The 26,594-nt window shown below is 58.0% G+C and carries 22 protein-coding genes and 1 tRNA gene; 6 read left to right on the top strand and 17 right to left on the bottom strand.

Translation table 11 applies throughout. The features are described 5' to 3' along the window. Positions 1-142: 142 nt before the first annotated feature. From FDP08_RS16065 to FDP08_RS16075, 3 genes are all read right to left on the bottom strand, one after another. Positions 143-3,466 carry an Ig-like domain-containing domain gene (locus tag FDP08_RS16065; protein ID WP_137437126.1) on the bottom strand — a complete coding sequence of 1,108 codons (3,324 nt, stop codon included), beginning with the start codon at positions 3,464-3,466 and terminating at the stop codon, positions 143-145. A gap of 13 nt (positions 3,467-3,479) precedes the next feature. Then, the gene (aupA, locus tag FDP08_RS16070; protein ID WP_137437127.1) at positions 3,480-4,817 is read right to left on the bottom strand and encodes an alkane uptake protein AupA; all 1,338 of its coding nucleotides are present in this window, start codon (positions 4,815-4,817) and stop codon (positions 3,480-3,482) included. Between the two features lie 333 nt (positions 4,818-5,150). Next, positions 5,151-5,390, bottom strand: coding sequence for a TIGR02647 family protein (locus tag FDP08_RS16075; RefSeq protein ID WP_137437128.1), 240 nt, complete (start codon positions 5,388-5,390; stop codon positions 5,151-5,153). 100 nt (positions 5,391-5,490) lie between these two features. On the opposite strand from FDP08_RS16075, the gene FDP08_RS16080 reads away from it, so the two are divergent. The 3 genes from FDP08_RS16080 (at position 5,491) to FDP08_RS20385 (ending at position 7,523) form a co-directional block, all read left to right on the top strand. After that, entirely contained in the window at positions 5,491-6,171 is a 681-nt protein-coding gene (locus FDP08_RS16080) for a glutathione S-transferase family protein (protein WP_137437129.1), read from the top strand. Positions 6,172-6,206: 35 nt separating this feature from the next. Continuing rightward, positions 6,207-6,539 carry a tRNA-binding protein gene (locus FDP08_RS16085; RefSeq protein ID WP_137437130.1) on the top strand — a complete coding sequence of 111 codons (333 nt, stop codon included), beginning with the start codon at positions 6,207-6,209 and terminating at the stop codon, positions 6,537-6,539. A gap of 327 nt (positions 6,540-6,866) precedes the next feature. Continuing rightward, the gene (locus FDP08_RS20385; protein WP_206077300.1) at positions 6,867-7,523 is read left to right on the top strand and encodes a PEP-CTERM sorting domain-containing protein; all 657 of its coding nucleotides are present in this window, start codon (positions 6,867-6,869) and stop codon (positions 7,521-7,523) included. A 276-nt stretch (positions 7,524-7,799) separates the two neighbouring features. Here the strand turns inward: FDP08_RS20385 and FDP08_RS16095 are convergent. The 4 genes from FDP08_RS16095 to rpsU all read right to left on the bottom strand — a co-directional run bounded on the left by FDP08_RS16095 (position 7,800) and on the right by rpsU (position 12,123). After that, positions 7,800-7,876: transfer RNA gene (locus FDP08_RS16095), tRNA-Ile, on the bottom strand. 115 nt (positions 7,877-7,991) lie between these two features. Then, positions 7,992-9,839 (bottom strand): RNA polymerase sigma factor RpoD, encoded by a 1,848-nt coding sequence (rpoD, locus tag FDP08_RS16100; RefSeq protein WP_137437131.1) that lies wholly within the window; start codon positions 9,837-9,839, stop codon positions 7,992-7,994. Between the two features lie 181 nt (positions 9,840-10,020). Continuing rightward, positions 10,021-11,754, bottom strand: coding sequence for a DNA primase (gene dnaG / locus FDP08_RS16105; protein ID WP_137437132.1), 1,734 nt, complete (start codon positions 11,752-11,754; stop codon positions 10,021-10,023). A gap of 153 nt (positions 11,755-11,907) precedes the next feature. Next, positions 11,908-12,123, bottom strand: a complete 216-nt coding sequence (gene rpsU, locus FDP08_RS16110) for a 30S ribosomal protein S21 (RefSeq protein ID WP_007153483.1) — start codon at positions 12,121-12,123, stop codon at positions 11,908-11,910. Between the two features lie 239 nt (positions 12,124-12,362). Here rpsU and tsaD point away from each other — a divergent pair, with 239 nt between their 5' ends. Beyond that, a complete protein-coding gene (gene tsaD, locus FDP08_RS16115; RefSeq protein WP_137437133.1) occupies positions 12,363-13,418 on the top strand; it encodes a tRNA (adenosine(37)-N6)-threonylcarbamoyltransferase complex transferase subunit TsaD in 1,056 nt (351 codons plus the stop codon). Here tsaD and plsY read toward each other — a convergent pair. Beyond that, positions 13,415-14,008 (bottom strand): glycerol-3-phosphate 1-O-acyltransferase PlsY, encoded by a 594-nt coding sequence (gene plsY / locus FDP08_RS16120; protein WP_137437134.1) that lies wholly within the window; start codon positions 14,006-14,008, stop codon positions 13,415-13,417. The genes tsaD and plsY overlap by 4 nt on opposite strands. Positions 14,009-14,167: 159 nt before the next feature. Between plsY and folB the strand changes: the two genes are divergently transcribed. Together folB and folK (FDP08_RS16130) are read left to right on the top strand one after the other, a co-directional pair. Then, positions 14,168-14,524 (top strand): dihydroneopterin aldolase, encoded by a 357-nt coding sequence (gene folB, locus FDP08_RS16125; RefSeq protein WP_137437135.1) that lies wholly within the window; start codon positions 14,168-14,170, stop codon positions 14,522-14,524. Beyond that, the gene (gene folK, locus FDP08_RS16130; protein ID WP_137437136.1) at positions 14,524-15,042 is read left to right on the top strand and encodes a 2-amino-4-hydroxy-6-hydroxymethyldihydropteridine diphosphokinase; all 519 of its coding nucleotides are present in this window, start codon (positions 14,524-14,526) and stop codon (positions 15,040-15,042) included. The genes folB and folK (FDP08_RS16130) overlap by 1 nt, the downstream gene beginning before the upstream one ends. Before the next feature lie 15 nt (positions 15,043-15,057). On the opposite strand, the gene pgi is transcribed toward folK (FDP08_RS16130), so the two are convergent. The 9 genes from pgi to gluQRS all read right to left on the bottom strand — a co-directional run bounded on the left by pgi (position 15,058) and on the right by gluQRS (position 26,577). Then, positions 15,058-16,722 (bottom strand): glucose-6-phosphate isomerase, encoded by a 1,665-nt coding sequence (gene pgi / locus FDP08_RS16135; protein WP_137437137.1) that lies wholly within the window; start codon positions 16,720-16,722, stop codon positions 15,058-15,060. Between the two features lie 28 nt (positions 16,723-16,750). Continuing rightward, positions 16,751-17,599, bottom strand: a complete 849-nt coding sequence (panC, locus tag FDP08_RS16140) for a pantoate--beta-alanine ligase (RefSeq protein WP_137437138.1) — start codon at positions 17,597-17,599, stop codon at positions 16,751-16,753. Beyond that, entirely contained in the window at positions 17,596-18,390 is a 795-nt protein-coding gene (panB, locus tag FDP08_RS16145; RefSeq protein WP_137437139.1) for a 3-methyl-2-oxobutanoate hydroxymethyltransferase, read from the bottom strand. The genes panC and panB overlap by 4 nt, the downstream gene beginning before the upstream one ends. Before the next feature lie 118 nt (positions 18,391-18,508). Continuing rightward, positions 18,509-19,024 (bottom strand): 2-amino-4-hydroxy-6-hydroxymethyldihydropteridine diphosphokinase, encoded by a 516-nt coding sequence (folK, locus tag FDP08_RS16150; protein ID WP_137437140.1) that lies wholly within the window; start codon positions 19,022-19,024, stop codon positions 18,509-18,511. Positions 19,025-19,026: 2 nt separating this feature from the next. Beyond that, on the bottom strand, positions 19,027-20,373 hold the full coding sequence (pcnB, locus tag FDP08_RS16155; RefSeq protein ID WP_137437141.1) for a polynucleotide adenylyltransferase PcnB: 1,347 nt from the start codon (positions 20,371-20,373) through the stop codon (positions 19,027-19,029). A 740-nt stretch (positions 20,374-21,113) separates the two neighbouring features. Continuing rightward, complete coding sequence (locus FDP08_RS16160) at positions 21,114-22,520, bottom strand: sigma-54-dependent transcriptional regulator (RefSeq protein ID WP_137437142.1); 1,407 nt, start codon at positions 22,518-22,520, stop codon at positions 21,114-21,116. Between the two features lie 7 nt (positions 22,521-22,527). Then, on the bottom strand, positions 22,528-25,488 hold the full coding sequence (locus FDP08_RS16165; protein WP_137437143.1) for an ATP-binding protein: 2,961 nt from the start codon (positions 25,486-25,488) through the stop codon (positions 22,528-22,530). Continuing rightward, entirely contained in the window at positions 25,478-25,654 is a 177-nt protein-coding gene (locus FDP08_RS20345) for a hypothetical protein (RefSeq protein WP_170979047.1), read from the bottom strand. The genes FDP08_RS16165 and FDP08_RS20345 overlap by 11 nt, the downstream gene beginning before the upstream one ends. A gap of 50 nt (positions 25,655-25,704) precedes the next feature. Next, a complete protein-coding gene (gene gluQRS, locus FDP08_RS16170) occupies positions 25,705-26,577 on the bottom strand; it encodes a tRNA glutamyl-Q(34) synthetase GluQRS (RefSeq protein WP_137437144.1) in 873 nt (290 codons plus the stop codon). Between the last annotated feature and the right edge of the window lie 17 nt (positions 26,578-26,594).

Here is a 26,594-nt window from a genome sequence, read left to right on the forward strand (position 1 = left end):
CGCTTGGCCCCGGACTTGGGAGTTAGTTTCAACAGGCAACCAGATTAGCAGGAAATTCAGGCGAGGGGAAAACCGGTTTTTGGCTTTACCGGCCATAAAAAAGGCCAGCCCGAAGGCTGGCGATAAGTAGCGGAGCCTGAAGTTAGTACTCTGCTGGAATTTCTTTTATGGGGTTGGATATGAAGTTGAGATACAAGCCGTGATATGGAATTTCCAGCGGCAGCTTCACTGCTGACCCATCTCCGTTGCTGAACTCATCACAGGAATCGGTGCCAGTTCCAGTGAAGATGCCGCCAAGGCAGCTTACCAGGCCGAGGAAGGTCGTGGTTGCATCGCTACTGCCCGCAACCACAACGTTTATCGCAGGATTTTGCTCATTGATATTTCTTTGCTCGATTTGCATTCGGCCGTCATCGAAGAAGCGAATATCTCCCTCAAGCTCCAGGGTAAAAGGATAGCTGAACAGGTTGTGTGCCAGCAGATCCAGTTCCCCTAGTGGAAGATGGAGGTTCGGCGCATCGAGCATCAGGCGGGCTGTGGTTTCAAATTGCGGTTGTCCATCATCGCCCTCGGAAATATAGCCCTCAATCAGCCCCAGCGGGTTGTCTTCTGTTTTCTCTTGATACCGCATTCTCAATACCTGCGGGCCAGTAGAAGACTCGGAGGGGCTGCCGGCGAGGTTATAGAATACGGTTGCCGGTGAGGTAACAAGTAATGTGGGATAAAGCAGAACTTTAACCCTTCCAGTTTTTTCTCCGGTTTCCGGATCAATCTCAGGCCCAACAACTTCAGTGTTCAGTCCGTAGGTCTGATAGATAAATTTATTGTCAGGGCAGTCATCGGCGTTCTCATAATTGCACCCAACCCTTGCATTGGGTTCGCTTCCGCCATCGTTTCCAAGAACGGTGGCGTTGCGTGCCATGGCGAGGCGCGAGGCATTAGGCGGTGTCACGTAGTGATCAAGTTCCATACCCTCGGCATCCCTGGCAAACTCGAAATCGAATGATTCAAAGGCATCAATCTCGTAGTTTGAATTGGCGTCCCTGATCGGCAGATTTCGCAAGGGTGTGAATACGGTATCCACCTTCGCCTGTCCGCGAAAGAAAATTTCCAGTGACTCACTTCCATTGCCCGTTGGGCTTAGCAAATGTGAAGCGGCGAAGGCCTTGCCGTTTTCGCCGCAAATGACCCTGGAACAGTCGGCTGAGCTCTCATCCCCGGTTTCTGGGTCACCGAATTGATCAGAGACCAGGGTATACCTGTACAGTGTGCCTTCCTCCCATGGTTTCTCCGGGTAGAAGCGGATACGTTGATTGTTTTTCTCAATCCTTCCCAAAACTGTTTCAACGCGATTACCTGAGCCATCGACCTCCTCGACAATGAATGTGGAATCATTAATTGTGTCCAGATCCATGGATTGCGAGAACACGACCACTATAGGTCTGTCTGCGGGCAGGGTCGTGACTGGCAGGCGATCCCGTTCGCGATCCTCTGGCAAATCGCTACCGGCTTCAGAAAGCTTATCTTTGCAATAGCCGTGATCGCCATTTTCTCCGAGGTCGCGATCAGTGGTTATGCAGGGGAATCCTGGGTAGGTTGTCAGTGCAAACGGCGATTGTTGGGTTACTGGCTCACTTCCATCATCAATTTGGGGTAGCGAGAAGCTCAGTATTTGTGAAGTGGCACCATTGCCGACCAAGTCTGTCAGTGCGTTGTCGATCTGCACGGTATAAGCCACCCCGTGCTTAAGCCCACCTTCCGGGTTCAGTATCAGAGCTGTGCCGTCCAGTTTTGCTTTGAGCGAGCCGTTACCCGTGGTCAGCGGGTTGCCACCTTCATCCAGTACAATACCGTCGGCGATGGATTCCGCGTCCAGCGGCTCATCAAAGTTCAGCACCACAGGATCACCCGGGCGCTGCATGTCCTGGCGGGTAGGAGGCACCGCATTTTCCGGCCCCGGCATCCAGCTCACAAGCTGCGGGCCGGTGGTGTCCGCCAGTTCCTTATCGCGCTGGTCTGCGGCGTTGAGGGCGGATGTGGAATCGGTCGCGGCCTCGATGCGGAAAGCGATGGTGGAGTCGGTGAATTCCTGGCCCAGCAGGTTGGGTTCAACCATGCCGATGGCATCGATGGTCAGCACGCCGTCTTCCACAATGGCGATACCGGTAAGCTCCACGCCGAGCAGGTCCTGTGACAGGGAGGCGTTTGGCTGTGCCTCTTCCGTATTCATGGAGACGTCCATGAACAGTTTGACGTGGCGTGGGGCGTTCATGTCATCGGTATAGGGATTGGGCATCAGATAACCGGTTGCGTCCGACAGCATGGTGACTTTGATGTTGCCGGTCTGCTGCATCTCGCCGGTGGCCGGGTCGATGACGGGCACGCTACCGTTTATCTTCACATCCAGGCTGCTGCTGTTCAGCACGCTGCCTTTTGGCACCCGCAGGGGCAGGGGCTCATCGGCTTCGAAAGCGGGAGCATAGGCCAGTTCCGCAAACAGACCGCCGGTTTGCTGCGATGGCCCGGCGATGCCCTGCAATACCGAGTTCAGGGTAACGCCATTGATGAGTTGGCCATTGAGCCGGGAACGGCGGGCGCTGGCCTCGTCTTCACCGGCACCCAGTCCGGAATCGATAACTTGCTGGAAAAGCACAACAGTAGGGCTGGTGTCCCGTGGGGTTACTTCTTCGGTGAATTCGCCCAGGGTATCACCATGGAGTCCTGGCAGATTACGGACAGAAACGGTATAGGTCTCGCCGGAATTCAGAACGTCGTCTTCACGGCCACACAGTTGCGGGCTGTCAGCCAGGCACGGGTCGATGGTGATGTAGCGGCCATTGACCAGTACCGTTGCCGGTACTGTCTCGCCATTGCCGTCCTTGAGCTCAATGATCCCACCTTGCTCTTTCCACTCAGGGTGTACCGCCTGAGTCAGGCGCAGTCGGAATGTGGAAAAATTCATTGGTTTGAACGTGTTGTTCGCGGACGGAATCATCTCCGCTACGGCGAACCCGGTATCAAGATTATCCAGGGCGGCGATACCACTGAGGGCTCCACGGGTCGTGAACTGGATGCCCTCAGCATCAATAGCGTTCGGTGTGCCGATCAGACGACCACCCTCTGCTTCGAGCTCTTCGCTGAACTCAATGGTGTATTCGGTGCCCGGGCGCAGCATTCCATCCGGTGAGATCGTCAGGCTTCGCCCCTGATCAACACTCTCTGTCGAGAAGCCCACCTCGGTACTGCCATCGGTAATGCGTATTTTTCCGGCTACGTCGTTGTCGCTGAGGGCATTGGAGAATCTCAATACCAGATCGGCCTTCGGGCTGACCTCACTCTGCCCGTCTGCCGGATAGGAGTAGACGACGGAGCCCGGTTTGGCGGGCTTGTTGACTGTCTGTTCATCACCCCCGCAGGCCGCAAGCAGCATGGCGGGTATCAGTGCCAGTGTCTTATTGTATTTCATGGCAAGCCTCTCCTCAGAACTTCAGGGTGATGGAGCCGCTGATTACATGAATATCACCGTCGGCAGTTGTTTGGCGTTCGTTGCCGTCAAAGTCGACGATGGTGAAATCCCGATCCTGCAACTGCTGGTACTGGTAACCAATATCCAGCCGCACCGGATAAGCCAGCAGACGGGTGCGCTCGTAGGTGGCACTGATACCCAGGCCGGCCACGATCTTGTCGGTGTCCAGATAGTTAAGCTCGGGGTTGCGGGTGGTTTTCAGGGGAGACTCTTCGTAAGCCAGGCCGCCGCGGAGGGCAAAATTACGGCTTAACTGGTATTCGGCGCCGATGCGGGGAACCAGGGTGTCGTCGAATCCGATGCGGTTGCCGGCACTGACATTCTCCTGGTCCTTGATGCTGTCGCCGGCGAATTCGTCTTCCAGTTCCGACCAGTTCTGCTGCTCGACGCTGCCACCGACACGCCAGCCGTCTCCTTTATATTGGGTGCCAATGGCGATGGTTTCGGGCTGGAAAGAATCAATAGTGGCAACCGCGAGGCTCAGGCCCGGATCCGGAATGGTCTGGGTAACAATGATGTTGGAGTCAACCGACGTGGAAGCGGAGGACTTGGTGCGGTAGGTCAGCGCCGATTCCCAGCCATCCAGAAAGCAACCGCTGTCAGGGCAGAAGGTATCGCCCCACTTGATGGTGGTGCCAAGAATGGACTTCAGGGAAGGTTCAGCGTTAACCGCAAGCCGCTCGCGGCTGGTTTCCCCGCCAAGCGTGGACACTGCGTCCAGTTGTGCGGCCGCTTCCAGAGTCACGCGTACCGAAAAACCACCCGAAATGCCACGCCAGAGCGGGGTGGCACCGCCGATATTCAGGAACAGAGGCTCCTTGCCATATTGCAGGTACTGGCCGGTTTCAGAGGTTTCGGAAGAGAAGGCCAGCATCTCTTTGCCATATTTCTCAACACCGGCAATAAAGCCGAGGTAAATCGGGTGCTTGAAACGGGTCAGCGAGGCAAGGTTGGTTTTCATCCCGATCAGCACATGTTGGCTCGGTGAGTTCGAGACGATATCGCCGTCTGCATCAGACCGGCTGGAGCGCAGCTCCTGCTCCGCATGAAGAATGCCACCAGTGAGCTCGCCGCGCTCGTCGCTGGTCAGGTAAGACGGGTTGTAATAAGTAGCCGATACCTGATCGTTGAACATGGACAGTGACTGAGCGGTTGCAACATCCACGGGCATAACGCCGTAGGTAGTGCCCAGGTTGCCCATACTGGCAGAGGCGCTAAATGAAAAGCCGGCAGTGGCGGCTGCTACGGCGAGCGTCAAAGCGCGCAGAGAAAAATGGGGGGTCGGGACCATGAAACATACTCCATTCGTTGGTCTTGTTATTGATCTTCGCCATGCACCGGAGAGGTGACAGGGCTGACAACCATTGTTGGTACGTTTGTTCGAAAAGCAGTGTAGTGATCTTGTCTTATCGGGACGTTGGCTTTCTTGACAGCTTTTGATGTCGGAATGACCACTTGCCAGTGAAAGATGGTTTAAAAATGACGGAAATACAGAGTCTTATCAGGCCGGAAAGTGTTTTTTCTGTTACGGGGAGTTGTGAGCGGTTGCAGGTTTTGGCGCTGACGAAAAAGGCCCCGGTTGGGGGCCTTCAGGAAGAGCGGCAGAATAAAGCGCGCTGTTGTGTCAGCTGCTGGACAGCACCGATAGGACTCTCTGCGCATGCTCCGCTGTTTCGCTACCCAGGCTTGTCAGGTAACCGCCATCCTTCTGAGTGATCAGCCCCTTGGAGTATAGGCGTTCAGCCGCAGCAACCAACTCCGGTGCTGCCGAATGCTGGTGAACCTTGATGCCTTCCTGCGCGGAAGACAGGTCAAACATGGCAAGCAGGTTGAGTTCATCAATATGGTGGGAAGAGAAGGGCATGGTGCTTTCCTTGTGTTATTTTTAACGGGCTTGTACTAGTTGTATACGAAGCCAAAGTATTCGGCAACAACAGCCACGTCACCATAGGATGAAGACACGGATGTATACCCTTCATATCGCCAACAAGAATTACTCGTCATGGTCGTTACGGCCCTGGGTTCTGATGAAGGAACTGGGCATTGCGTTCGACGAACAGATGGTCGTGTTTGGTGACGAACCGTCCTGGCAGGCATTTCGGCGCCAGTGCCCCAGTGGCAAGGTCCCCTGCCTCATCGACCAGGACACAACCGTCTGGGACTCTCTGGCAATCATCGAGTACCTGGCGGAGCGGCATGACGATGTCTGGCCTTCGGAGGCCAGGGCCCGTGCCTGGGCCCGCTGTGCGGCCGCTGAAATGCACTCCGGATTCCAGCCGTTGCGAGATCTTTGCAGCATGAACGTGGGCCTGCGTATCCGCATGAACACTACCAGTGGGAGCCTGCAAAAGGATATCGACCGGATTGACAGTCTCTGGCTTGATGGTCTGAAGCAGTTTGGTGGCCCCTTTCTGGCTGGTGAACGGTTTACCGCCGTAGACGCTTTCTTCGCCCCGGTGGTATTCCGGGTGCGCACCTATGGGCTGGACCTGAGCGACGAATCAGCCGCTTACGTGGAGAGAATTCTGGCGTTAGGCAGCATGCAACAGTGGGAAGCTGAAGCGCTGGCGGAACCCTGGCGGGACGCAGTCCACGAGGACGTCGCGTTCACCGTCGGAACCCTGCTGGCAGACCACCGACAATAACCCCATTACTTAACCGGCCCGAGGAAACCCCAGGCATGATCAGTTGGGAAGACTTTGAGAACGTAGAGCTGCGAATCGGCACCATCATTGAAGTGAGCGAATTCCCGGAAGCTCGCAAGCCAGCGTACAAGCTGAAAGTCGATTTCGGCCCGGAGGTAGGCATTCGCAAATCCAGTGCCCAGATCACGGATCTTTACGATTCTGAAAAGCTGCTGGGCAAGCAGGTGCTCGCCGTGACCAACTTCCCGCCCAAACAGATCGGTCCCTTTATTTCCGAATGCCTGGTGACCGGCATCCAGACGGATGAGGGTGCGATAACGTTGGTTAGTCCTGATCATGAGGTGAGTAATGGGCAGAGGCTTATTTGATGATCGGAAATGGTTTACGTAGCTCGCTGGGTCTGACGGCCATTTGGATTCTTAGGTCTAGGTTCTTGAGGAAGTGGTACAAGGTTCGCTAGGACGCTGAACCTGTAAGTCGCAGGAAAGGAATGCGTTAAGGGAATGAGTGAGCGTCGAAAAACTTTACGAGAGGCCTTTGCGAAAGCTGTGCTCTGTATTTGTAAGTGTTTGATGCGTAAATTTCTTCCTGTAGTGGTCCATTAAATGCTTAGAGTTGCTCTAGAAACTTGGCGCCGGAGTCGGGGAAGATTGTCTTCAAGGTGATTTTCGGTCCAATTAATGGAGGAACGGAAAATGAAAACAAAAGGAATGCTGTTGTCGCTGCTGTTTGCCGTGGGTTCTATTGCAGCAGCGGGCTCTGTAAATGCAGGTGCTATGACGTATGACACCTGGGAGACAAACGAAAACGGCACAGGCAATTATATTTTCAAGGTTGATGACGATACAGCAAACAGGTTCAACTACTCTCTGACTGTTGATCCTTGGAATGCTGAAGCGCTGGGTATTTTCATTGACTTTGGTGCTGCTAGCACTGGAGTAGGAGCTTTGGATCTTCTCGGGGACAGTACTGTTTCCCTTGCAGGTCGGAATACAAGTAGCGACAGTTGTGGAACCGGATGTAATCTAGGCGGGCTGACTATCCCGGGCTTTGATGGCACGTGGGGGTTAGTATTCCGTCTCGGCACTACGGGTTTTGACGGAATCCAGACGTTTAACTGGAGTACATCTGACTTTGGTTTAGGTCTGAATGATTTCGGAGTGGTCGCGATCCGCTCTCAGGTACTGTGTGGAAATGGAGATTTGTTGCCTAACGATGTGAATGATTGCGAGGGCAGTGATAAGGCCTATGGCTATAGTACCGTATCGGTGCCAGAGCCCGGCACGCTCGCTCTGCTTGGCCTGGGTTTGTTGGGCCTGTTTTCCCGCCGCAAGGGTGCGATCAAAAGCTAGTCTAATTACGAATAGCTGAACGCAAAAATAAAAGGCCGCTGGTGAGAATCAGCGGCCTTTTTATTTGTCAGGAATATTTACAGTCGCTATGGGTTGAAAGCCACTGAAGTATCTTCCCCCGTCCCGGATGCCTAATCAGTCCTGTCACCAGCTTTTGGCAAGCGAAGGCATTTTAACGCATGTTTGGAAAGGTGTCAGTGAAGTTGTCATGCTGACGCTATGTTGGCCACCAGCAGGTCTAGACTCTGGGCAGTCGATAATTAAGTATCTGCAAAATGGTGGGCCCACCTGGACTCGAACCAGGGACCAAAGGATTATGAGTCCTCTGCTCTAACCAACTGAGCTATAGGCCCTTTTATCAGCGAATGCTGCTTAAAGGTTTGCTTTTCGGGGTGTTTCTCCCGGGCGGGAGCAACAAAGCGGGCGCCATTATACCGGTGAGGGGTGGCGCCCGCTACTGTTGTGGTGCTATCCGTTGCCCTGGTCGTCAATGAAGCCGCGCAGGTGGTCGGAGCGGGAAGGGTGGCGCAGTTTGCGCAGGGCCTTGGCTTCGATCTGGCGGATTCGCTCACGGGTCACGTCGAACTGTTTGCCCACTTCTTCCAGGGTGTGGTCGGTATTCATTTCAATACCGAAGCGCATGCGCAGCACCTTGGACTCGCGGGCGGTCAGGCCGGAGAGCACGGAGCGGGTGGCTTCGCGCAGGCCTTCGGCGGTGGCCGAGTCGACGGGTGACAGGGCCTGGATGTCTTCGATGAAGTCGCCCAGGTGGCTGTCTTCGTCATCGCCGATCGGAGTTTCCATGGAAATCGGTTCTTTGGCGATCTTCAATACCTTGCGGATCTTGTCCTCGGGCATTTCCATGCGCTCGCCCAGCTCTTCCGGGGTGGGCTCGCGGCCCATCTCCTGCAGCATCTGGCGGGAGATACGGTTGAGCTTGTTGATGGTTTCGATCATGTGCACCGGAATACGGATGGTGCGGGCCTGGTCCGCGATAGAGCGGGTGATGGCCTGACGAATCCACCAGGTGGCGTAGGTGGAGAACTTGTAGCCACGGCGATACTCGAACTTGTCGACGGCCTTCATCAGGCCGATGTTGCCTTCCTGGATCAGGTCCAGGAACTGCAGGCCGCGGTTGGTGTACTTCTTGGCAATGGAAATAACCAGACGCAGGTTGGCTTCCACCATTTCTTTCTTGGCACGGCGGGCCTTGGCTTCGCCGATGGAAACGCGGCGGTTGATTTCCTTGATATCGGAAACGTCCAGATCCACTTCGGTCTGGATGTTGGCGATGCGCTTCTGCAGACGGACGATTTCGTCGATGCGCTCGGCGATCAGCGGAGCGTAGGGCTTCTTGCTCTTGGAAATCTTCTCGGCCCAGTCAAGGCTGGTTTCGTTGCCCGGGAACGTCTTGATGAAATCCTTGCGTGGCATCTTGCACTCGCGTACGCAGATTTTCATGATCGCACGCTCGTTTTCACGGACCAGGTCGTTGGTGGAGCGGACCACGTTCACCAGCTCATCAAACGCTTTGTTGCCCAGCTTGAAAGGTGCGAACACCTGGCCCAGCTCGTTCAGGGCTTCCTGGGTTTTCTTGTGGCCACGGCCGTGTTTGGCCAGGCACTCGTCGGCGGCGTCGAGCTTTTCTTTCAGCAGCTCGAAGCGCAGGCGGGTTTCTTCCGGATCCGGACCGCTCTCGGTTTCTTCTTCGCTGTCGTCATCGTCATCGTCGTCGGATGAGTCGTCAGAACTGCTGGACGTGTCCGGGGTGTTGTCTTCGTCCATGAACGGCTCGGCGCCGTCCGGGTCGAGGAAGCCGGATACGATGTCGCTGAGGCGGCCTTCGTTCTCGATGATGCGGTCGTAGGCCTGGATAACGGTGCCGGTGATGCCCGGGAAGTGTGCAACGGCGGCCATCACATCGCGGATACCTTCCTCGATGCGCTTGGCAATGACGATTTCACCTTCACGGGTCAGCAGTTCCACGGTGCCCATTTCCCGCATGTACATGCGGACGGGGTCGGTGGTGCGACCGGCGTCGGATTCTACGGCAGCGAGTGCGGCAGCGGCTTCTGCAGCAGCGGCTTCGTCGGCGGTGGAATCGCCGTCGGTCATCAGAAGCGTGTCTGCGTCCGGTGCAACTTCCGACACCTGAATGCCCATGTCGTTGATCATGCGAATGATGTCTTCGACCTGGTCCGGGTCAGCTATGTCTTCCGGGAGGTGGTCATTTACCTCGGCGTAAGTCAGGTAACCTTGCTCTTTGCCTCGTGCAATGAGATCTTTTAAACGTGATTTCTGCGAATTGCCTGACATAGACACCCTGTGGACTCGCTGGTAAAAGTAAAAAAGTTAAACAGCCATTATAGCTGTCACGCTATTGGTCTGCCACCGGATGGTTAGATGGTGATCAACACTGCAAGTTTCAAGTGCAGTGTCCTTTCCGGCTGCAGTTTTTGCGTTTTCTGGCCCGCCGGCCCTGTGCTTCTGGCGCTGTTCAGTCGTCGTTCTGTCCGGACAGTGCCTTCAGTTCCTGCCGCTCTTCAGCGGTGAGGTCGGCAAGGCTGCGTTTTTCCGACAGCAGGGACGCCAGCCGTTGCTTGCGTGCCACCTCCTGATTCGGATTCAGCATCTCCCGGGCGCCTGCCAGGGTCTGCTCCCGTGCCGGCACGTGTTCAATTCCGTCGAACAGACCGTAGAACTGTTCCCTGGCCCGCTTGTCCGTGGCCAGTTGGCGTGTCAGGGAGCGCCGGTTTGCGATGGCGTTCTCCAGAATCCAGCCGGCAAACTGGCCCGCCTGCCGGTACTGGCGGCTGCTCCTGCTCAGTTCGGCAATTTCGCTGGCCATGTCCGGTGCTTCCAGCAGGGCCAGGCAAAGCTGGGTATCCTTGCTGAGTTTTACGTCAATCCGTTGTTCCTGTACCCGGCGTTCGCCGTATCCACCCTTGCCGTTCTGCTGGCGCCGGTTCTGCCAGTCACCGCGGTTGTTGCCGCACAGTCTCAGCATCTCATGCCACATGGCATCCCTGAGGGTGCTGCGGGGCATTTTCTTGAGCAGCGGCTCTACCCGTGCCTTCAGCTCGCCCCGGTCTTCCGGCAGCGTCAGATCCAGCCCTTCGCTCTGCCGGTTAAACAGGTAGCGGGACAGGGGCGTGGCACCGTCGATGCGCTTCTGGAACGCGTCCGCGCCTTCCTTGCGTACCAGCGTATCCGGGTCTTCACCGTCCGGCATCATCAGGAACTGCAGATGCAGCCCGTCGGTCAGCAATTCCAGGGCGTTTTCCATCGCCTTGTCGGCTGCGCGGTAACCGGCCTGGTCGCCGTCGAAACAGAACACCAGATGGCGCACCTGTTTCAGCAGGGCTGACAGGCTGTCCTGATTTGTCGCCGTGCCCAGTGTCGCCACTGCGAAGTGGATGCCGTTCTGCGCCAGGGCAATGACATCCATATACCCTTCCACCACCAGCAGTTTGTCCAGCTGGCGGATCGACTGCTTGGCTTCGTAAAGGCCGTAAATCTCGCGGCTTTTATGAAAGACATCAGACTCTGGAGAGTTGATGTACTTGGCCTTGTCGTCACCCAGGGTGCGTCCGCCAAAGGCAATGGTCCGGCCGCGGCTGTTGCGGATCGGGAACATCACCCGGTTGCGGAACAAATCCCGTGGCCGGCCGTAACGGTCGGAGACAGTACCGGTTTCAATCAGCGGCCCTTGAAGGTCTTTGCTGGCGCTGTCAAAAAGCGCTGTGCCGGTGCCAGGGGCGTAGCCCAGCATGTACTGTTCGATAATGCTGTCGTCCAGGCCCCGTTGCTTCAGGTAGTCCCGGGCGAATTCACCTTGCTGGCCTCGTAGCGCGGACTGGTAGAAGCGGCTGGCGTAGTCCAGGGCATCTGTCAGTGTTCGCGCTTGTTGTATTTCCTGGCGCGCGCTCTGGTCGTAGGGCACTTCCATGCCGGCTCGCCGGGCCAGTTCCTCAACCGCGTCGGTGAACCCCAGGCCGTCGAACTCGCGGACAAAGCTGATGGCATCGCCATGGGCGCCACAGCCAAAGCAGTGGTAAAAGCCCTTGTCCGGCCGAACGTTGAAAGACGGCGTTTTTTCATCATGGAAGGGGCAGCGGGCCTTGTAGTTGCCGCCGGCCTTTTTCAGGGTGATACGTGATCCGATCAGCTCGGCCAGGTCTATCCTGTCGAGCAGGTCTTCAACAAAGCGTTGTGGGATCAGTCCACTCATGATGTCTCCGGTCGCGCGGAAAATGCCGGGCCTGCAAGTACAGCCAAAAATGCCGCCGAAGCCAGGCCTCGGCGGCATTTGGGTATCGCTCTGTGCAACCTGCGGCTATACAGGCGATTATAGGCTTGCAGTCAAGCGGCGTCCGGGTAAAGCTTAGTACAGACGCTCGAACTTGCGCTGTTCCCGCTGAAGCTTCTTGAGATGACGCTTGACGGCTGCAGCTGCCTTGCGCTTGCGCACGGCTGTCGGCTTCTCGTAGTGCTCACGGCGACGTACTTCCGACAACACGCCTGCTTTTTCGCAGGAGCGCTTGAAGCGACGAAGGGCTACGTCAAACGGTTCATTCTCTTTCACTTTAACAGCTGGCATTCGAAAATCACCTACCTGATTGATTCGGTTTCTGTTTTGTCTGATCGACCGGTCCGTCAAATCGACTCGATACCTGGCCAGATTGGCTAAAACTCGACCAGTGCTTATTTAAGGCCGGCAATGATAGCGCTTGCCCATGGCCAAGGTCAATGTTTGTTCGATGAAACTGACGGGGGCTTTCGGGTTTCTGCTAAAATGCTCCGCTGTATTCTACCAGCCTGGAGTTGTGGCCCTTATTTATGCTGATTCTCGGTATTGAAACCTCCTGTGATGAAACCGGCGTTGCCCTGTATGACAGTGAACAGGGCCTGCTGGCACATGCCCTGTTCAGTCAGATTGCCATGCATGCGGACTACGGAGGCGTGGTGCCGGAACTGGCGTCCCGCGACCACGTACGCAAGTTGTTGCCGCTGTGCGACCAGGTACTGGCAGACGCGGGCAAGGTTCGCAGCGATATCGAGGGCATTACCTATACGGCGGGCCCGGGCCTGGTGGGTGCGCTGATGGTAGGCGGTTCCGTGGCCCATGCCCTGGGGTTTGCGCTGGGGGTGCCGGTGCTGGGTGTCCATCATATGGAAGGCCACCTGCTGGCGCCGATGCTGGAGGAGAATCCTCCGGCGTTTCCCTTTGTCGCCTTGCTGGTTTCCGGTGGGCATACGCAGTTGGTGCTGGTCAATGGCATTGGCGAGTATGAAATGCTGGGTGAGTCCGTGGATGACGCGGCTGGTGAAGCGTTCGACAAAACCGCCAAGATGCTGGGGCTGGACTATCCTGGCGGGCCAAGGGTGGCGGCGTTGGCAGAGAAGGGCACGCCAGGGCGCTATCGTTTCCCGCGCCCGATGACCGACCGGCCGGGGCTGGATTTCAGTTTCAGCGGGCTGAAGACCTTCACTCTCAATACCGTGACAGCCGCAGAAAAGGCCGGTGGCCTGGATGAGCAGACCCGTGCAGACATCGCTCTGGCTTTCGAAGCGGCAGTGGTGGACACCCTCACCATCAAGTGCCGCCGCGCCCTGGAACAGACCGGCAGCAAACGCCTGGTGATTGCCGGTGGTGTAAGTGCCAACAAGCGGCTGCGGGCAGGGCTGGAGAAGATGACGGAAAAACTTCGCGCCGGTGTATTTTACGCCCGCCCCGAGTTCTGCACCGATAACGGCGCCATGATTGCCTATGCCGGTTGTCAGCGCATGAAGGCGGGGCAGCAGGATGGTGACCGGATCGTGGCAGTGCCGCGCTGGCCCATGAACACCCTGCCGCCGGTGGGTGAGCCGCGGGCGAACGGGCTCGTGGATTAGAACCCCGGTTCCCGGCCCTGGGCCATACGAATCAGGTTGTTGCGGTGGCGCACCACAATCAGTATCGCCAGCAGGCCGAACAGGGGCAGGGTTTCCGGCTCGATCAGCGCACTGATAATCGGGCCGCTGACAATGGCAATGATGGAAGCCAGCGCTGAAATTCTCCAGCGCCACATCACCAGCGCCCAGATGGCGGCCAGCATCAGTGTGGTGACCGGCGCCAGTGCCAGGCCCGCCCCCAGCGCCGTGGCCACGCCTTTCCCGCCTTTGAAGCGATAGAACAGCGGAATCATGTGCCCGGTTACCGCGCACAGCGCCACTATGGCCTGGGAGAGAATGGTCAGGTCTGCCTGGTGGGCCAGCCACACCGGCAGCCATCCCTTGGCCGCGTCCAGCACCAGTGTCATTGCCGCCGGTGGCCAGCCGCCAGCACGGTAGACGTTGGTGGCGCCGGGGTTACCCGAGCCCAGGGCTCGTGGGTCCGGCAGGTGCCATGCCCGGCAGACCGGCAGCGCAAACAGCACCGAGCCCGCCAGATAGGCGAGGGCGCAGAGCAGAACTGTCAGTACCGGGTCACTCAGATAACTCATCAGCGGTGTTCACTGGCAAAATGGTAAAGACGCAAAGACGCGTGCTGGTCATTTGTGAGAAAATGCCGGCCCCACGATGGTGCAGGCCAGAAATTACACAGTATCCGCTGCCTGCCTGTTATTCAATCAGCAAAGAGTGTAATCCCGGGAGCGCCATCCTTGACCGATAGTGTACTGATCGAAGGTCTGGCCGTTGAGGCAATCATCGGCGTTTACGACTGGGAGCGGGAAGTCAGCCAGCGGCTGCTGGTGGATCTGGAGATGGCCTGGGACAACCGGGTGCCTGCAGCCTCGGATAACGTCAGCGATGCGCTCGACTATGCGCTGGTCAGTGAGCGGGTTTCAGACTACCTGGTCCAGGCCCGTCCCCGTTTGCTGGAAACCGCCGCCGAAGGCATCGCTGACTTATTGCAGGGCGAGTTCGGCGTGCGCTGGTTAAAGCTGGCGCTGCGCAAACCCGGTGCGGTGCCGGCCGCAGCGACCGTTGGTGTGAAGATCGAACGGGGAAGCCGCTGATGCCAAGGGTGTATATCAGTATCGGCAGCAACATCGACCGCGAGCGCTATATCACCGCGGCCTTGAATGCGCTGGATAGCTGGTTTGACCAACTGCTGATCTCCTCGGTTTACGAAAGCGAATCCGTCGGCTTTGACGGCTCGCCCTTCTACAACCTGGTGGTGGGTGTCGATACGGGGCTTACCGTGGCGGAACTGTCGGCCCGTTTCAAGCAACTGGAAGCGGATAATGGCCGGCGGCGTGATGTGCCTAAATTCAGTGCCCGAACCCTGGACCTGGACATCCTCACCTACGATGACGAGGTGGGCAGGATCGATGGCGTGGAGCTGCCCCGTGGCGAAATTCTGAAGAACGCGTTTGTGCTGATGCCACTGGCAGAAATTGCACCGGCCGATGTCCATCCGGTCTGTGGCAAGCGTTACGACGCGCTGTGGCAGGCTTACGATCGTGACCAGAAACTCTGGCCGGTGGATTTTACCTGGCAGGGCCGGTTGATTTCGCGGGCCACTGCCAGGTAAGTCCGCTGTCCTGCCTCAGGGCGAGTGGTGTGAGCGGAACATCCGGATCAGATTGTCCGTTGAGCTGTCGCTGGGCGCGGAGCTTTCCGCAGTGTCTCCGGTGAGGCGGTCCAGAATGCCTTTGCCCATCTGTTTGCCCAGTTCCACACCCCACTGATCGAATGAATCCACATCCCAGATGATGCCCTGCACAAAGGTGCGATGCTCGTAGAGTGCAATCAGGGCACCCACGGTTTGCGGAGTTGATTTGTCCATCAGCAGGGTATTGCTGGGCTTGTTGCCGGGGATCACCTTGTGGGGGGCCAGCTTGTCGATCTCGTCTGCACTCATGTCTTCGGCTTGCAGTTCCGCTTTCGCCTCGTCCAGGTTCTTGCCGGACATCAGCGCCCGTGACTGGCTCAGGCAATTGGCGAACAGGGTGACGTGATGGCTCGCCACCCGGTTGTGGGTTTCCAGGGGGATAATGAAGTCTGCCGGAATCAGCCGGGTGCCCTGGTGCAGCAACTGATGGAAAGCATGTTGACCGTTGGCGCCGACTCCGCCCCAGATCACCGGGCCGCTTTGATAGTTCAGCGGCTCGCCGTTTTGGGTAACGCTTTTGCCGTTGCTTTCCATGTCCAGCTGCTGCAGGTGCGCCGGCAGGCTGCGCAGGTAGTGGTCATAGGGCAGGATGGTGTAGGTTTCAGCGCCCCAGAAATTGTTGTACCAGAGCCCCAGCATGGCCATCACCACGGGCAGGTTCTGCTCCAGCGGCGTTGTGCGGAAGTGCTGGTCCATGGCGTTGGCACCGGACAGCAGCGCGCGGAAATTCTTCATCCCAATGGTCAGCGCGACCGGCAGGCCGATGGCGGACCACAGCGAGTAGCGCCCGCCAACCCAGTCCCACATGGGGAAGATATTGTCTTCGGACATGCCAAAGCTGATCGCTTCCGGCGTGTTCGCGGTGACTGCCACGAAGTGCTTGGCGATCTGGTTCTCGCTGCCGCCGTTGTCCAGGAACCAGGCCCTGGCTACCTTGCTGTTCTCCAGGGTTTCCTGGGTGCGGAAGGACTTGGACTGGATCAGGAACAGGGTGGTTTCCGGATTTACCCGGCGCAGTACTTCTGCAATCTGGGTGCCGTCTATATTGGCCACGTAGTGACACTGCAACTGGCCGTGCCCGTAGGGACGCAGGGCCTCAGACACCAGTTTGGGGCCCAGGAAGGAGCCGCCAATACCAATACTGACCACGTCAGTGAACGGCTTGCCGGTGTGGCCCTGCCAGCGCTTGCTGAGCACATCGTCCACGAACTGTTCCATGCGGTTCAATGTGGTTTCCACTTCCGGCGTGATGTTGGTGCCGTCCACATAAATGGGTTCACCGCTGTTGTCCCTCAGGGCAACATGTAATGCCGGGCGTTTCTCCGTCACATTGATGTGGTCGCCGCGAAACATCGCCTCGGTGCGCTCCGGCACACCACAGCTCCTGGCCAGAGCCATCAGCTTTGTCATGGTGTCGTCGGTCATGCGATTGCGGGAATAGTCCAGTGACAGACCGCCACCGCGGATGAAGAAGCGGCTGGCCCGGTCAGGGTCGTCACGGAACATGTCCCGCATGTGGGTGTTTTCCAGTTCCGCCTGATGCTTTGTCAGTGCCTTCCACTCGGGCCGGCTGGTGAGTGGAGCAGAGCCCTGGTACATAGTGGAATCCTTTCGTCAGTCTGTGTGGTTAACGGGTGATAGACAGGTTGTCGATAAGCCGCGTGGTGCCAAGGAACGCTGCTACCAGTAGTGTCAGTTCGGTATCGTCTGCGCTGGCCGGTTTGAGGGTCAGGCTGTTGGCGATATTGAAGTAATCCGGGCGCAGGCCGGCCTCGCTGAGCGCGTCGCTGGCTTCCTGCTCCAGTGCCACAAAATCGCTGCGCCCGTTCTGGATCTGTTCCGCCGTGTTTTTCAGGGTTCGATACACGATTGGTGCAATCGCACGTTCATCCTCCGTCAGGAAGCCGTTGCGGGAACTCTTTGCCAGGCCGTCGTCATCGCGGATGGTCGGGCTGCCAATGACTTCTACCGGTATCATCAGGTCCCGGGTAAGTTTGCGGATAACGGCCAGCTGCTGGTAATCCTTTTCCCCAAAAACGGCGATGTCCGGCTGCACCATGTTGAACAGCATGGTGACCACCGTTGCCACGCCCTCAAAGTGACCGGGCCTGCTGGCGCCGCAATGGCCTTCGCTGACTTCCGGCACGATAACGCGAGTGTGCCTTGCCAGCCCCTCCGGGTAGATTTCCTCAATGGAAGGGGTGAACACCAGGGTGCTGCCAGCGGCATCCAGCCGTTCCTGGTCCTCGATCAATGTGCGTGGGTAGGTGTCCAGATCTTCGCTGACGCCAAACTGCATGGGATTCACGAAGATGGTGGTGACCACGATATCGGCGGCTTCCCGTGCTTTTCTGACCAGCGAGATATGGCCTTCATGCAGGTTGCCCATGGTGGGCACCAGCCCGATGCGTTTGCCCTGCTGGCGATAACCGCGAAGCATGGCTCGGAGTTCTTTTAGAGTATGTACGGTTCTCATGCCTTGAACGTATGCTCCTCGGCGGGGAATGAGCGGTCGCGAACAGCGGCCACGTAAGCTTCGATGGCGCCTTTTACGGATCCGGACTCTGCCAGAAAGTCCTTCACAAAGCGTGGCTTGCGGCCAGTTGTCATGCCCAGCATGTCGTGGACAACCAGTACCTGGCCGTCAGTGTCTGAGCCAGCACCGATACCGATCACCGGTGCCTGCACGGCCTGGGTAATGCGGGCAGCCAGTGGCGCAGGAACACATTCCAGCAGAATCACATCCGCACCGGCTGCAACCAGTTCGCAGGCGTGTTCGATCATCAGTTCGGCGTGCTTTTCATCCCGGCCCTGGACCTTGTAGCCGCCAAACTTGTTGACGAATTGCGGGGTCAGACCCAGGTGCGCACAGACCGGAACTCCCCGTTCGCTGAGGGCGTGGATGGTGTCTTTCATCCAGTCGGTGCCTTCCAGTTTGACCATGTGCGCACCCGCGCGCATCAGGTCCGCGGCGTTCTCCAGTGCAGCCTCGACAGTGCCATAGGTCATGAAGGGCATGTCTGCCATGATCAGTGAGCCACGGTTGCCCTTGGCGACGGATGTTACGTGATACACCATCTGATCCATGGTGACCGGCAGCGTGCTGTCGTGCCCCTGCAGCACCATGCCGAGGGAATCGCCGATCAGGATAACGTCAACGCCCGCTTCACTGACGATCTGTGCAAAGGTGGCGTCGTAGGATGTCAGAACGGAGAAGGCTTCGCCCTTCTGCTTGTAGTCCCGCAGGGTATTGATGGTAACAGCCATAGAATCCTTGCCTTGTGGGTGGATGGGCTAAAACCGGGCCGGGGTATGCCGGCAATCAGGTCTTAAGGGTAATCCGGGGGTGTGTCTGAGGCAATAGCCGCACACCGAGCCATTGGTATCAGCCGGACGGGAAGGGTGCCCGCGCCACCGGATGGAGTTTCTGCAGGTTGTTGTCCGGGCATTGTTGTCTCAGGTCCGCGACGCTGCGGCCGTCCGGCAGGACCCGCTCGGGGTCCAGGTCCAGCAAAGGCTGGAGTACAAAGTCCCGGTTCGCCAGCTCGGCGTGGGGCACTGTCAGGCGTTCGCTGTTGATGGCCTCGTTGCCATACAGGAGCAGATCCAGGTCCAGCGTTCGCGGGCCCCAGTGCCGGATCCGTTTGCGGCCATGGGCCCGCTCGATGGCCTGAAGCTGGTCCAGCAGTTCCAGCGGTGTGAGCTCCGTGCGCAGCCAGGCTGCACCGTTCACGAAATCGGGTTGGTCCTGGGGGCCAACCGGCCGGCTGCTATAGAAAGCCGACTGCGCCACCAGCTCGGTGTCTGGCAGCGCTGCGAGCCGGGCGACAGCGCCGGCCAGTTGTGCGGAAGGATCCGCCATATTGCTGCCAAGCCCGATAAAGGCGTCTGTGGCTGCCATGGTCAGGCCTTCTTTGCAGGCTTCTTGCGGCGACGCTTCTTGGGGCCGTCGCTGCCCAGTTGGGTCAGCATGCGTTCCTGGCCGCGCTCGTCCAATTCCTGGAACTCGGTCCACCACTCGCCCAGTCCGGGCTCGATTTCACCGGATTCTTCCCGCACCAGCAGGAAGTCATAGGCCGCCCGGAAGCGCGGGTGAGACATGGTCACAAAGGCCCGCTTTCCCTGGCGCCGGGGCAGGCGCATCTGCAGTTCCCAGATTTCCTTCATGGGGCCTGAGAAACGTTTAGGGATGGAGGTCGCCTGAACCTGGCGACCAATAACCTTGGCAATGGACTGGTGCAGGGCCGGCTGTACCGGCTCGCCGTTATCCTGGCGTTTGTGCCACTCTGCCTGCAGGGCGGGCCAGAGCATGGCGGCAAACAGGAAGTAGGGGGTAACGGACTTGCCCTGGGCAATGCGGGCATCGGTATTGCGAAGCGCCTTGCGGATCAGTTCGTCCGGCTGGCCGTTGTTGATGGCCTGAACGGTTTCCGGGAATAGCGGGGCCAGCAGATTGTACTCGCTGAGCAGGTCGTAGGTGGCCTCACCGTAGCCCGCGGAGAACAGTTTGAGTACTTCTTCAAACAACCGCGCCGGCGGGATGTGCGTCAGCAACGGCGCCAGCTCCCGGATCGGGGCCTCGGTTTCCGGTTCGATATCGAAACCCAGCTTGGCGGCGAAGCGTACGGCGCGAAGCATGCGAACCGGGTCTTCCCGGTAGCGGGTTTCCGGGTCGCCGATCAGTCGCATCTGGCGGTTTTTCAGGTCTTCAAGGCCGTTGGCGAAGTCCACCACGGTGAAGTCCCGGATGCAGTAATAAAGCGCGTTGACGGTGAAGTCCCGGCGCAGGGCATCTTCTTCCTGGTTGCCGTAGACGTTATCCCGCAACAGCAGGCCGTGTTCACTGGTTCTGCGGTCATCGTCTTCGTCACTGTCTTCTTCCGCGTCCGCGGCGTTACCGCGGAAGGTGGTGACTTCAATGACTTCCCGCCCGAACAGTACGTGGACGATGCGGAAGCGCCGGCCAATCAACCTGGAATTGCGGAACAGCTCGTGCACCTCTTCCGGGGTGGCATTGGTGGCGATGTCGAAGTCCTTGGGCTTGCCGCCGAGAAGTATGTCACGAACGCCGCCGCCCACCAGGTAGGCTTCATAGCCGGCGTTGTTCAGGCGGCTGAGCACCTTCTTGGCCGGCTCGCTGATGGCCGAGCGGGACACGTTGTGCTGATCCCGGGGAATTTCCTGGCGCTGGTAGGTGCGGGGCTTTTTCTTCCCGTTTCCTGATACGTATGACAATAGTCGTTTAAGCATTGAATTCCGTTATTGCGGTGAGCAAAAGCGAGAGTTTAACGGTTTGGGCGGGATTTGCACATGTCTGGCGCCATAAGCCGGCAAAAACTGGTTGATCGGGGGCAGATCTGGCCGGGTTGGAAAACCACTGGGCCAGATAATCAAAAGGCGGGCCCGTTTTCACGAACCCGCCCTGAAAGCGTTGACGATCTGCATTGTTTTTGTTTTTACCGGGATTTTTCTTCGTTTTTCTACCCCACTGTCAATCCCCAAGTTCAGGGACATCAGTAGTACAAACGGAAAGCTTTGAATACACAGAGCAGTCAGAGACACCGGGCAGGTTATAAGGTAAATGCAGTGCCGTCTCAGAGACGATTCTTCTCCACATCTACAACCCGCACGTGCCGTGGGACCACTAAAAAGCAAAGTACCCAAAACACTCAGTTCGCTCACGTTCTGTTTTTGTTTTTGTTACCGAACGTCTTCTACAGCTTTTTGTTCTTGTTGTTGGCGCTGCGTTGTCACTGTTGTTTTTGTTGTTGTGCGCCCTATAGAGTGCAGTCCGTGTGCCAGTTTTTGAAAACTGTTTATTAACAGCGAGTTAGTATTTTGCAATCTTTCAAGAGGGGTACGTATAAGTCCGAAGTGTTACTGAACGCTCGTTTTTTAGATCGCGGGTGTTACCGTGAGGAACACGGGGTAACAATTGAGCGCCAGTTCACACTTTTCCGGTAACACATGACAGTTTCGACGCTCTCCGGTCAATTGCCTGAGCTCTTTTTGCGGGGAATGCCAAGGCGCTGCCGCCGTTCCCACAAGGACTTTCGGCTGATGCCGAGCTTTTGTGCCAGTTCGGTTTCACTCATGCGGTCCTGATTTTCCAGCACAAAGTGCTGGAAATAGTCCTCAAGCGACAGGTCACTGGTTGATTCGGCCTCCCGCGAGAGGGTTTGTTCATTGTTACCGTCCACCAGGGATTCCGGGATGTTTACATCACCACCTTCGCCATCCAGGTCCAGCAGCGAAGGGGTGATCAGGTCGTTGTCGCAGAGGATGGTGGCACGCTCGATGGCATTCTCCAGCTCCCTGACATTTCCGGGCCAGCGATGCCTTTCCAGTGCCCGCATGGCCTCTGGCGTCAGGTTCAGGTCGGGTTTTCCCATTTTCTCGCCCTGACGTTTCAGGAAGCGCTGGGCAAGGCCGAGGATGTCTGCCTGGCGTTCCCGCAGGGGCGGAATGCGAACCTGCATGACGTTCAGCCGATAAAACAGGTCCTCCCGGAATTCTCCGGTGCGGGTCATGGCCTTGAGATTACGGTGGGTGGCGGCAATCATGCGTACATCTACCTGGCGGCTCTGGGTGGAACCTACCTTGCGTATCTCGCCTTCCTGAAGCACCCGCAGCAGACGGGCCTGGGCTTCAGCGGGCAACTCGCCGATTTCATCGAGGAACAGGCTGCCGCCGTCTGCGGCTTCGATCAGACCGGTGCGGGCAGAAACAGCACCGGTGAACGACCCTTTTTCATGGCCGAACAACTCTGACTCGATAAGGCTTTCCGGGATAGCGGCGCAATTCACGGAAATCAGTGGGTTGGATGCGCGGGGGCTCATCAGGTGCAGTGCCCTGGCCGCGAGTTCTTTGCCAGTGCCTGACTCGCCCTGAATCAGCACGGTGGTTTCAGTGGGTGCCACCTTGCGGATCAGGGTGAAAACCCTCTGCATGGCATCGCAATGGCCGAACATGATGCTTGCCGGGTCGCTGTCAGGATCACTGGCGGTGCCGCGGCCGGGTTTTTCATCAACAGTGCTGGCGGCTTGTGGCTGCCTGGCAAGAATGCTTTCCACCGCTTCCAGCATCTCGTCGTGGTCGAACGGTTTGGCGATGTATTCCACGGCCCCCATTTTCATGGAGTCCACGGCGGAGCGCAGGCTGGCATAGCTGGTCATGATCAGTACCGGAGTGTCCGGCGCGCGCCTGATAAGTTCGGTCCCCGGGGCGCCGGGCAGGCGCAGGTCGGAAATGATCAGATCAAACTGGGCGGGGTCGTGGTTGTCTTCCGCTTCTTCTACCGATCCCGCGTCTGCGACCTCGTAGCCTGCGTGTGTGAGCAGCTTGCGAACCGCCGAACGGATAATCTCTTCATCTTCTACGATAAGAATACGAGACATAACTGTTTTACGACCCCTGGTTCTGGCTGATGGTGTTTCCGGCGTCCGGTTCGTAGGCGGGTAACCTCATGCGCACACGGGTTCCCCTGCCCAGGTCAGTATTTACCGGACTGTCCACCTGGATGTTGCCGTAGTGTTCTTCAATGATGCTGTACACCAGTGATAACCCAAGGCCGGTGCCCTTGTTGGGTGCCTTGGTGGTGTAAAAAGGCTCGAAGATATGGTCCAGCTGTTCTGTCGGAATGCCAGACCCTTCATCGGTGACTTCGATAATAGCGGAGTAGCCGTCGAGGTTTCCACTTATGCGGACCGTTCCACCGACCGGTGAGGCGTCACGGGCATTGGCCAGCAGGTTGATAAAGACCTGAACAAGTCTCTGCTCGTCGCCAAGAATCAACAGGTTTTCGGGGCAGTCGTTCACATAGTGAACTCCCATGCTCTTGTCGCTGAGTGAGAGCAGGTTGATGGATTCGTCCACACAGCGGCGAATGGCCACCGGCTCATAGCGGTTGGCATGGGCATGGTTGCCGGTGCGGGCAAAATTCATCAGCGACTGGAGAATGGTGGAAATGCGCCGGGTCTGTTGCTGAATCTGGTCGGCGGTGGAAAGGATGTCGGGGTCATCCGTTTCCAGCTTCAGGTTCTGGGCCAGTGACGAGATGCCAGTGACCGGGTTGCCGATCTCGTGGGCGACACCTGCCGCCAACCGGCCCACGGACGCCAGCCGTTCGCTGTGCATTAACTCGTCTTCCAGCAGGCGGGTTTCGGTCTGGTCTTCCACCAGGATGATGCTGCCGCCCTCAGTGTGGTCAGGGCCACTCAATGCGGCCTTGTGAAGGTTCAGCCAGTGGGGCCGGCCTTTCAGGTCCAGCCTGTGTTTGTATCGATGCAGGTCCTCGCCACTGTTGAAGTCGTCCAGCAGCAGGTGCCAGTGCTCCGGCAATGCCATCAGGCGCGCACCCACGACGTCGTCAGCGGTAATGCCGGTGAGGGATTCCATGGCGTTGTTCCACATCAGGATTTCACCGTCTTCACCCACGGAACAGGCAGGGATAGGCAGGTTTTGAAGGGTTTGCCGGTAATGCCTGCGCAGGTTGTCCAGTTCGCCCGCCAGCCCCGTCAGGCGGTTCTGGTAGTCGCCGAGTGCCCGCTCCACGTAACGGATATCCTGGGCCGTGCCGCCACTCGCCATGGGTTTGTAACCAAGGTGCCGCTTGACCAGATCCCTTGCAACAGCAGGGCCCAGCAGGCCCGAAAGGTTCACCTCTACCCGGTCGCGAAGGCGCCTGAGCTGGTAGGGGCGATACTCGACATTGGGCAGCTTGAGCTGGGTCAGTGCCCGTTCCACTTCTCGCCCGGCAACGCCTAGTCCCAGGGGAACCGCCAGTTGCCGCACGAAATCGTCCGAGGATGTGGCCAGCAGCTCCCGGCGTTGGGGGCGGGAAAGTGCCCCGAGTGAGCAGGCTTCTGCAGCACCGGCTTCCTCAGCGGTGCTGGTGCTCAACACCGAGATCAGAGTAAACACGACAACGTTTACCGTCAGGCTGACAAACGTGAATATATGCCAGTTGCTGTAATCCGGAACCAGTGGTGCGCCAAGAAATTCCAGCAGGTTGGCCGTGTGGGAAAACGGCAGCACCAGGGTGACAACCCAGATAAACAGGCCGCACACCAGGCCGGCGATCAGCCCGCGGCGGTTGCCTTCCGGCCAGTAGATGACGCCAAGCGCCCCCGGTAACAGCTGTAGCATGCCCGATAATGAAATAGCGCCCAGAATGGACAGGTCCAGGTTCTTGCCCAGGGTTTCGTGAAACAGCAATGCCGCAAAGATGATGGCGGCAATCAGCAGGCGTTTTACCCATCTCAGCCAGTGGTAGATATCGCCCTGGTCTTTCGGCGTGCGAAGAGGCAGTACGGCATGGTTCAGCACCATGCCCGCCAGTGCCAGGGTGCTGACAATCATCAGCCCACTGGCGGCAGACAGCCCTGCAATGTACATCAGCAGTGTCAGTGCCGGGCTACCGAGCGCCTGGGCGATGCCAATGGCGTAGAAGTCAGGGCCGGTGGTGGCAGCCAGAGCCTGGCCGCCCCAGAGAATCAGTGGCACCGGCAGGCCCAGCAACAACAAGTAAAGCGGGAGGCCCCAGCTTGCCTTGGCCAGTGCCTTGGGCGACGGGTTCTCGCTGAAGGTCATATGGTACATGTGAGGAAGTACCAGGGCGCCGGCAAAGGACATCAGCATCAATGCCCGCCAGCTGCCGTCATCAATGCTCATGGTCATCGAGCTGACCGGTGTACTCTGGTCTGCCAGCCAGGTCTCCAGCCCGCCCATGCCGCCAAATACACCAAACAGGATTACGCCGCCCAGGGTCAGCAGGGAAAACAGTTTGACCAGGGAGTCGAAAGCGATCGCTAGCACCAGGCCCTGGTGGTTTTCCGAACCCTGGCTGCGCCGTGTGCCGAACAGCATGGCGAACAACACCACGGTAATGCTGAACAGAATGCTGATCAGCCGGGGTGAGGTGTCTGGTGCCAACAGGCTGGCGGAGGTGGATACCGCCTGAATCTGCATGCTCAGCAGGGAGAGTATGGCAGCGCCGGAACAGATGGTGACCAGGGTGCCGGCCCACTGGCTGCGATAGCGGTAGGCAAACAGGTCGGCAAGGGACGTAAGCTGATAGGCGCGGCCAATCCTCATGACCGGGTTGAGCAGCACCGGTGCCAGCAGGAAGGCGCCGCTGATGCCCAGGTAATAGGCCAGGAAACCGAAGCCGGATTCCGCGGCCATGCCCACTGCGGCGTAGACCGCCCAGATGCCGGCATAGACCCCGAGGCTCAGTGTGTAGACCAGGGGGTGCCGGACCCAGCTGCGGGGCAGCACGCCCTTTTCGGTAATCCATGCGATGCCGAACAGCAGTATCAGATACAGAAGGCTGGCCAGTAACAGGCCCGGAGCGCTAAAACTCATTTGGATCCCGGCGCCATTCCAGCCAGAAGCCAATGGCAATCAGGCCAGCCCAGATGACATATGGGCTGTACCAGGCATTCTCTGGTGATGCCCACCAGTCAAGAATGTTGGGCGAGAATATGTAGATGGCCAGAACCAGAAGGAAGACCAGACGGTAGATATACATCAGGCATGATATCCGCACTGTCGTTTGTGAGAAGCTTTATAACATGTCGTTCACCGGACTGTCAGGTGAATCCGCTCCGGAGCCCAGTTGGCTGCAGCCCGGTCGAGCAGGGTATCGATGTCTGCTGCTCCCGACAACGAACTGAGGTCCTGGCCCAGGGCAGCAAGGGCCTGTTCAAGGTTTTGTTTCGCTATCCTGTCATTCAGTGCCGGTGCGTGGTTCTGTTTGCTGAGCTTCTGCCCCTCGGCATTGAGGATGACCGGAATGTGCATCCAGTGGGGTGGGCGAGCGCCCAGGGCATGGTAAATCTGCTGTTGCTGAGCCGTCATATCCAGCAAATCGGACCCTCTGACCACATGGGTGATGCCCTGGTCAATATCGTCGGCAACCACGGCCAGTTGGTAGGCATAAAATCCTTCCTTGCGGAGGATAACCGGGTCATCCAGTTCGGCTTGTACCTGTTGAGTCTGTGGGCCAAGCAATTGATCGTGCCACTCGCTGTGTTCGTCGTGAAGCGCAAAGCGCACAGCAAAGGGACGTTCGCCAGGGTCGGCATGGCCTTCACGGCAGCGCTCCGGGTGCCGGCCGCCATGCTCCCTGAGTTGCTTGCGGGAGCAGGCGCAGCGGTAGGCCAGCCTCTGTGCCAGCAGCTGGTCGACCAGTTTTTGGTAGTGAGGATGGCGTTCAGACTGAAAACGTACTGGCTCATCGGAATGCAGGCCGTGGGCCTCCAGGCTCGCCAGGATCTGCTGTGTGGCTTCCGGGGATTCCCGCAGGGGGTCGAGGTCCTCAATCCTGACCAGCCAGGTGCCACCACGACTGCGGGCTTCCAGGAAACTGGCCACGGCGGTAACCAGCGAGCCAAAATGAAGTGGGCCGGTAGGAGAGGGCGCAAAGCGGCCCCGGTAACGGGATTCAGTCATGATAGGTGATGACTGGC

The sequence above is a fragment of the Marinobacter panjinensis genome (assembly GCF_005298175.1).
Lineage (GTDB): Bacteria > Pseudomonadota > Gammaproteobacteria > Pseudomonadales > Oleiphilaceae > Marinobacter > Marinobacter panjinensis.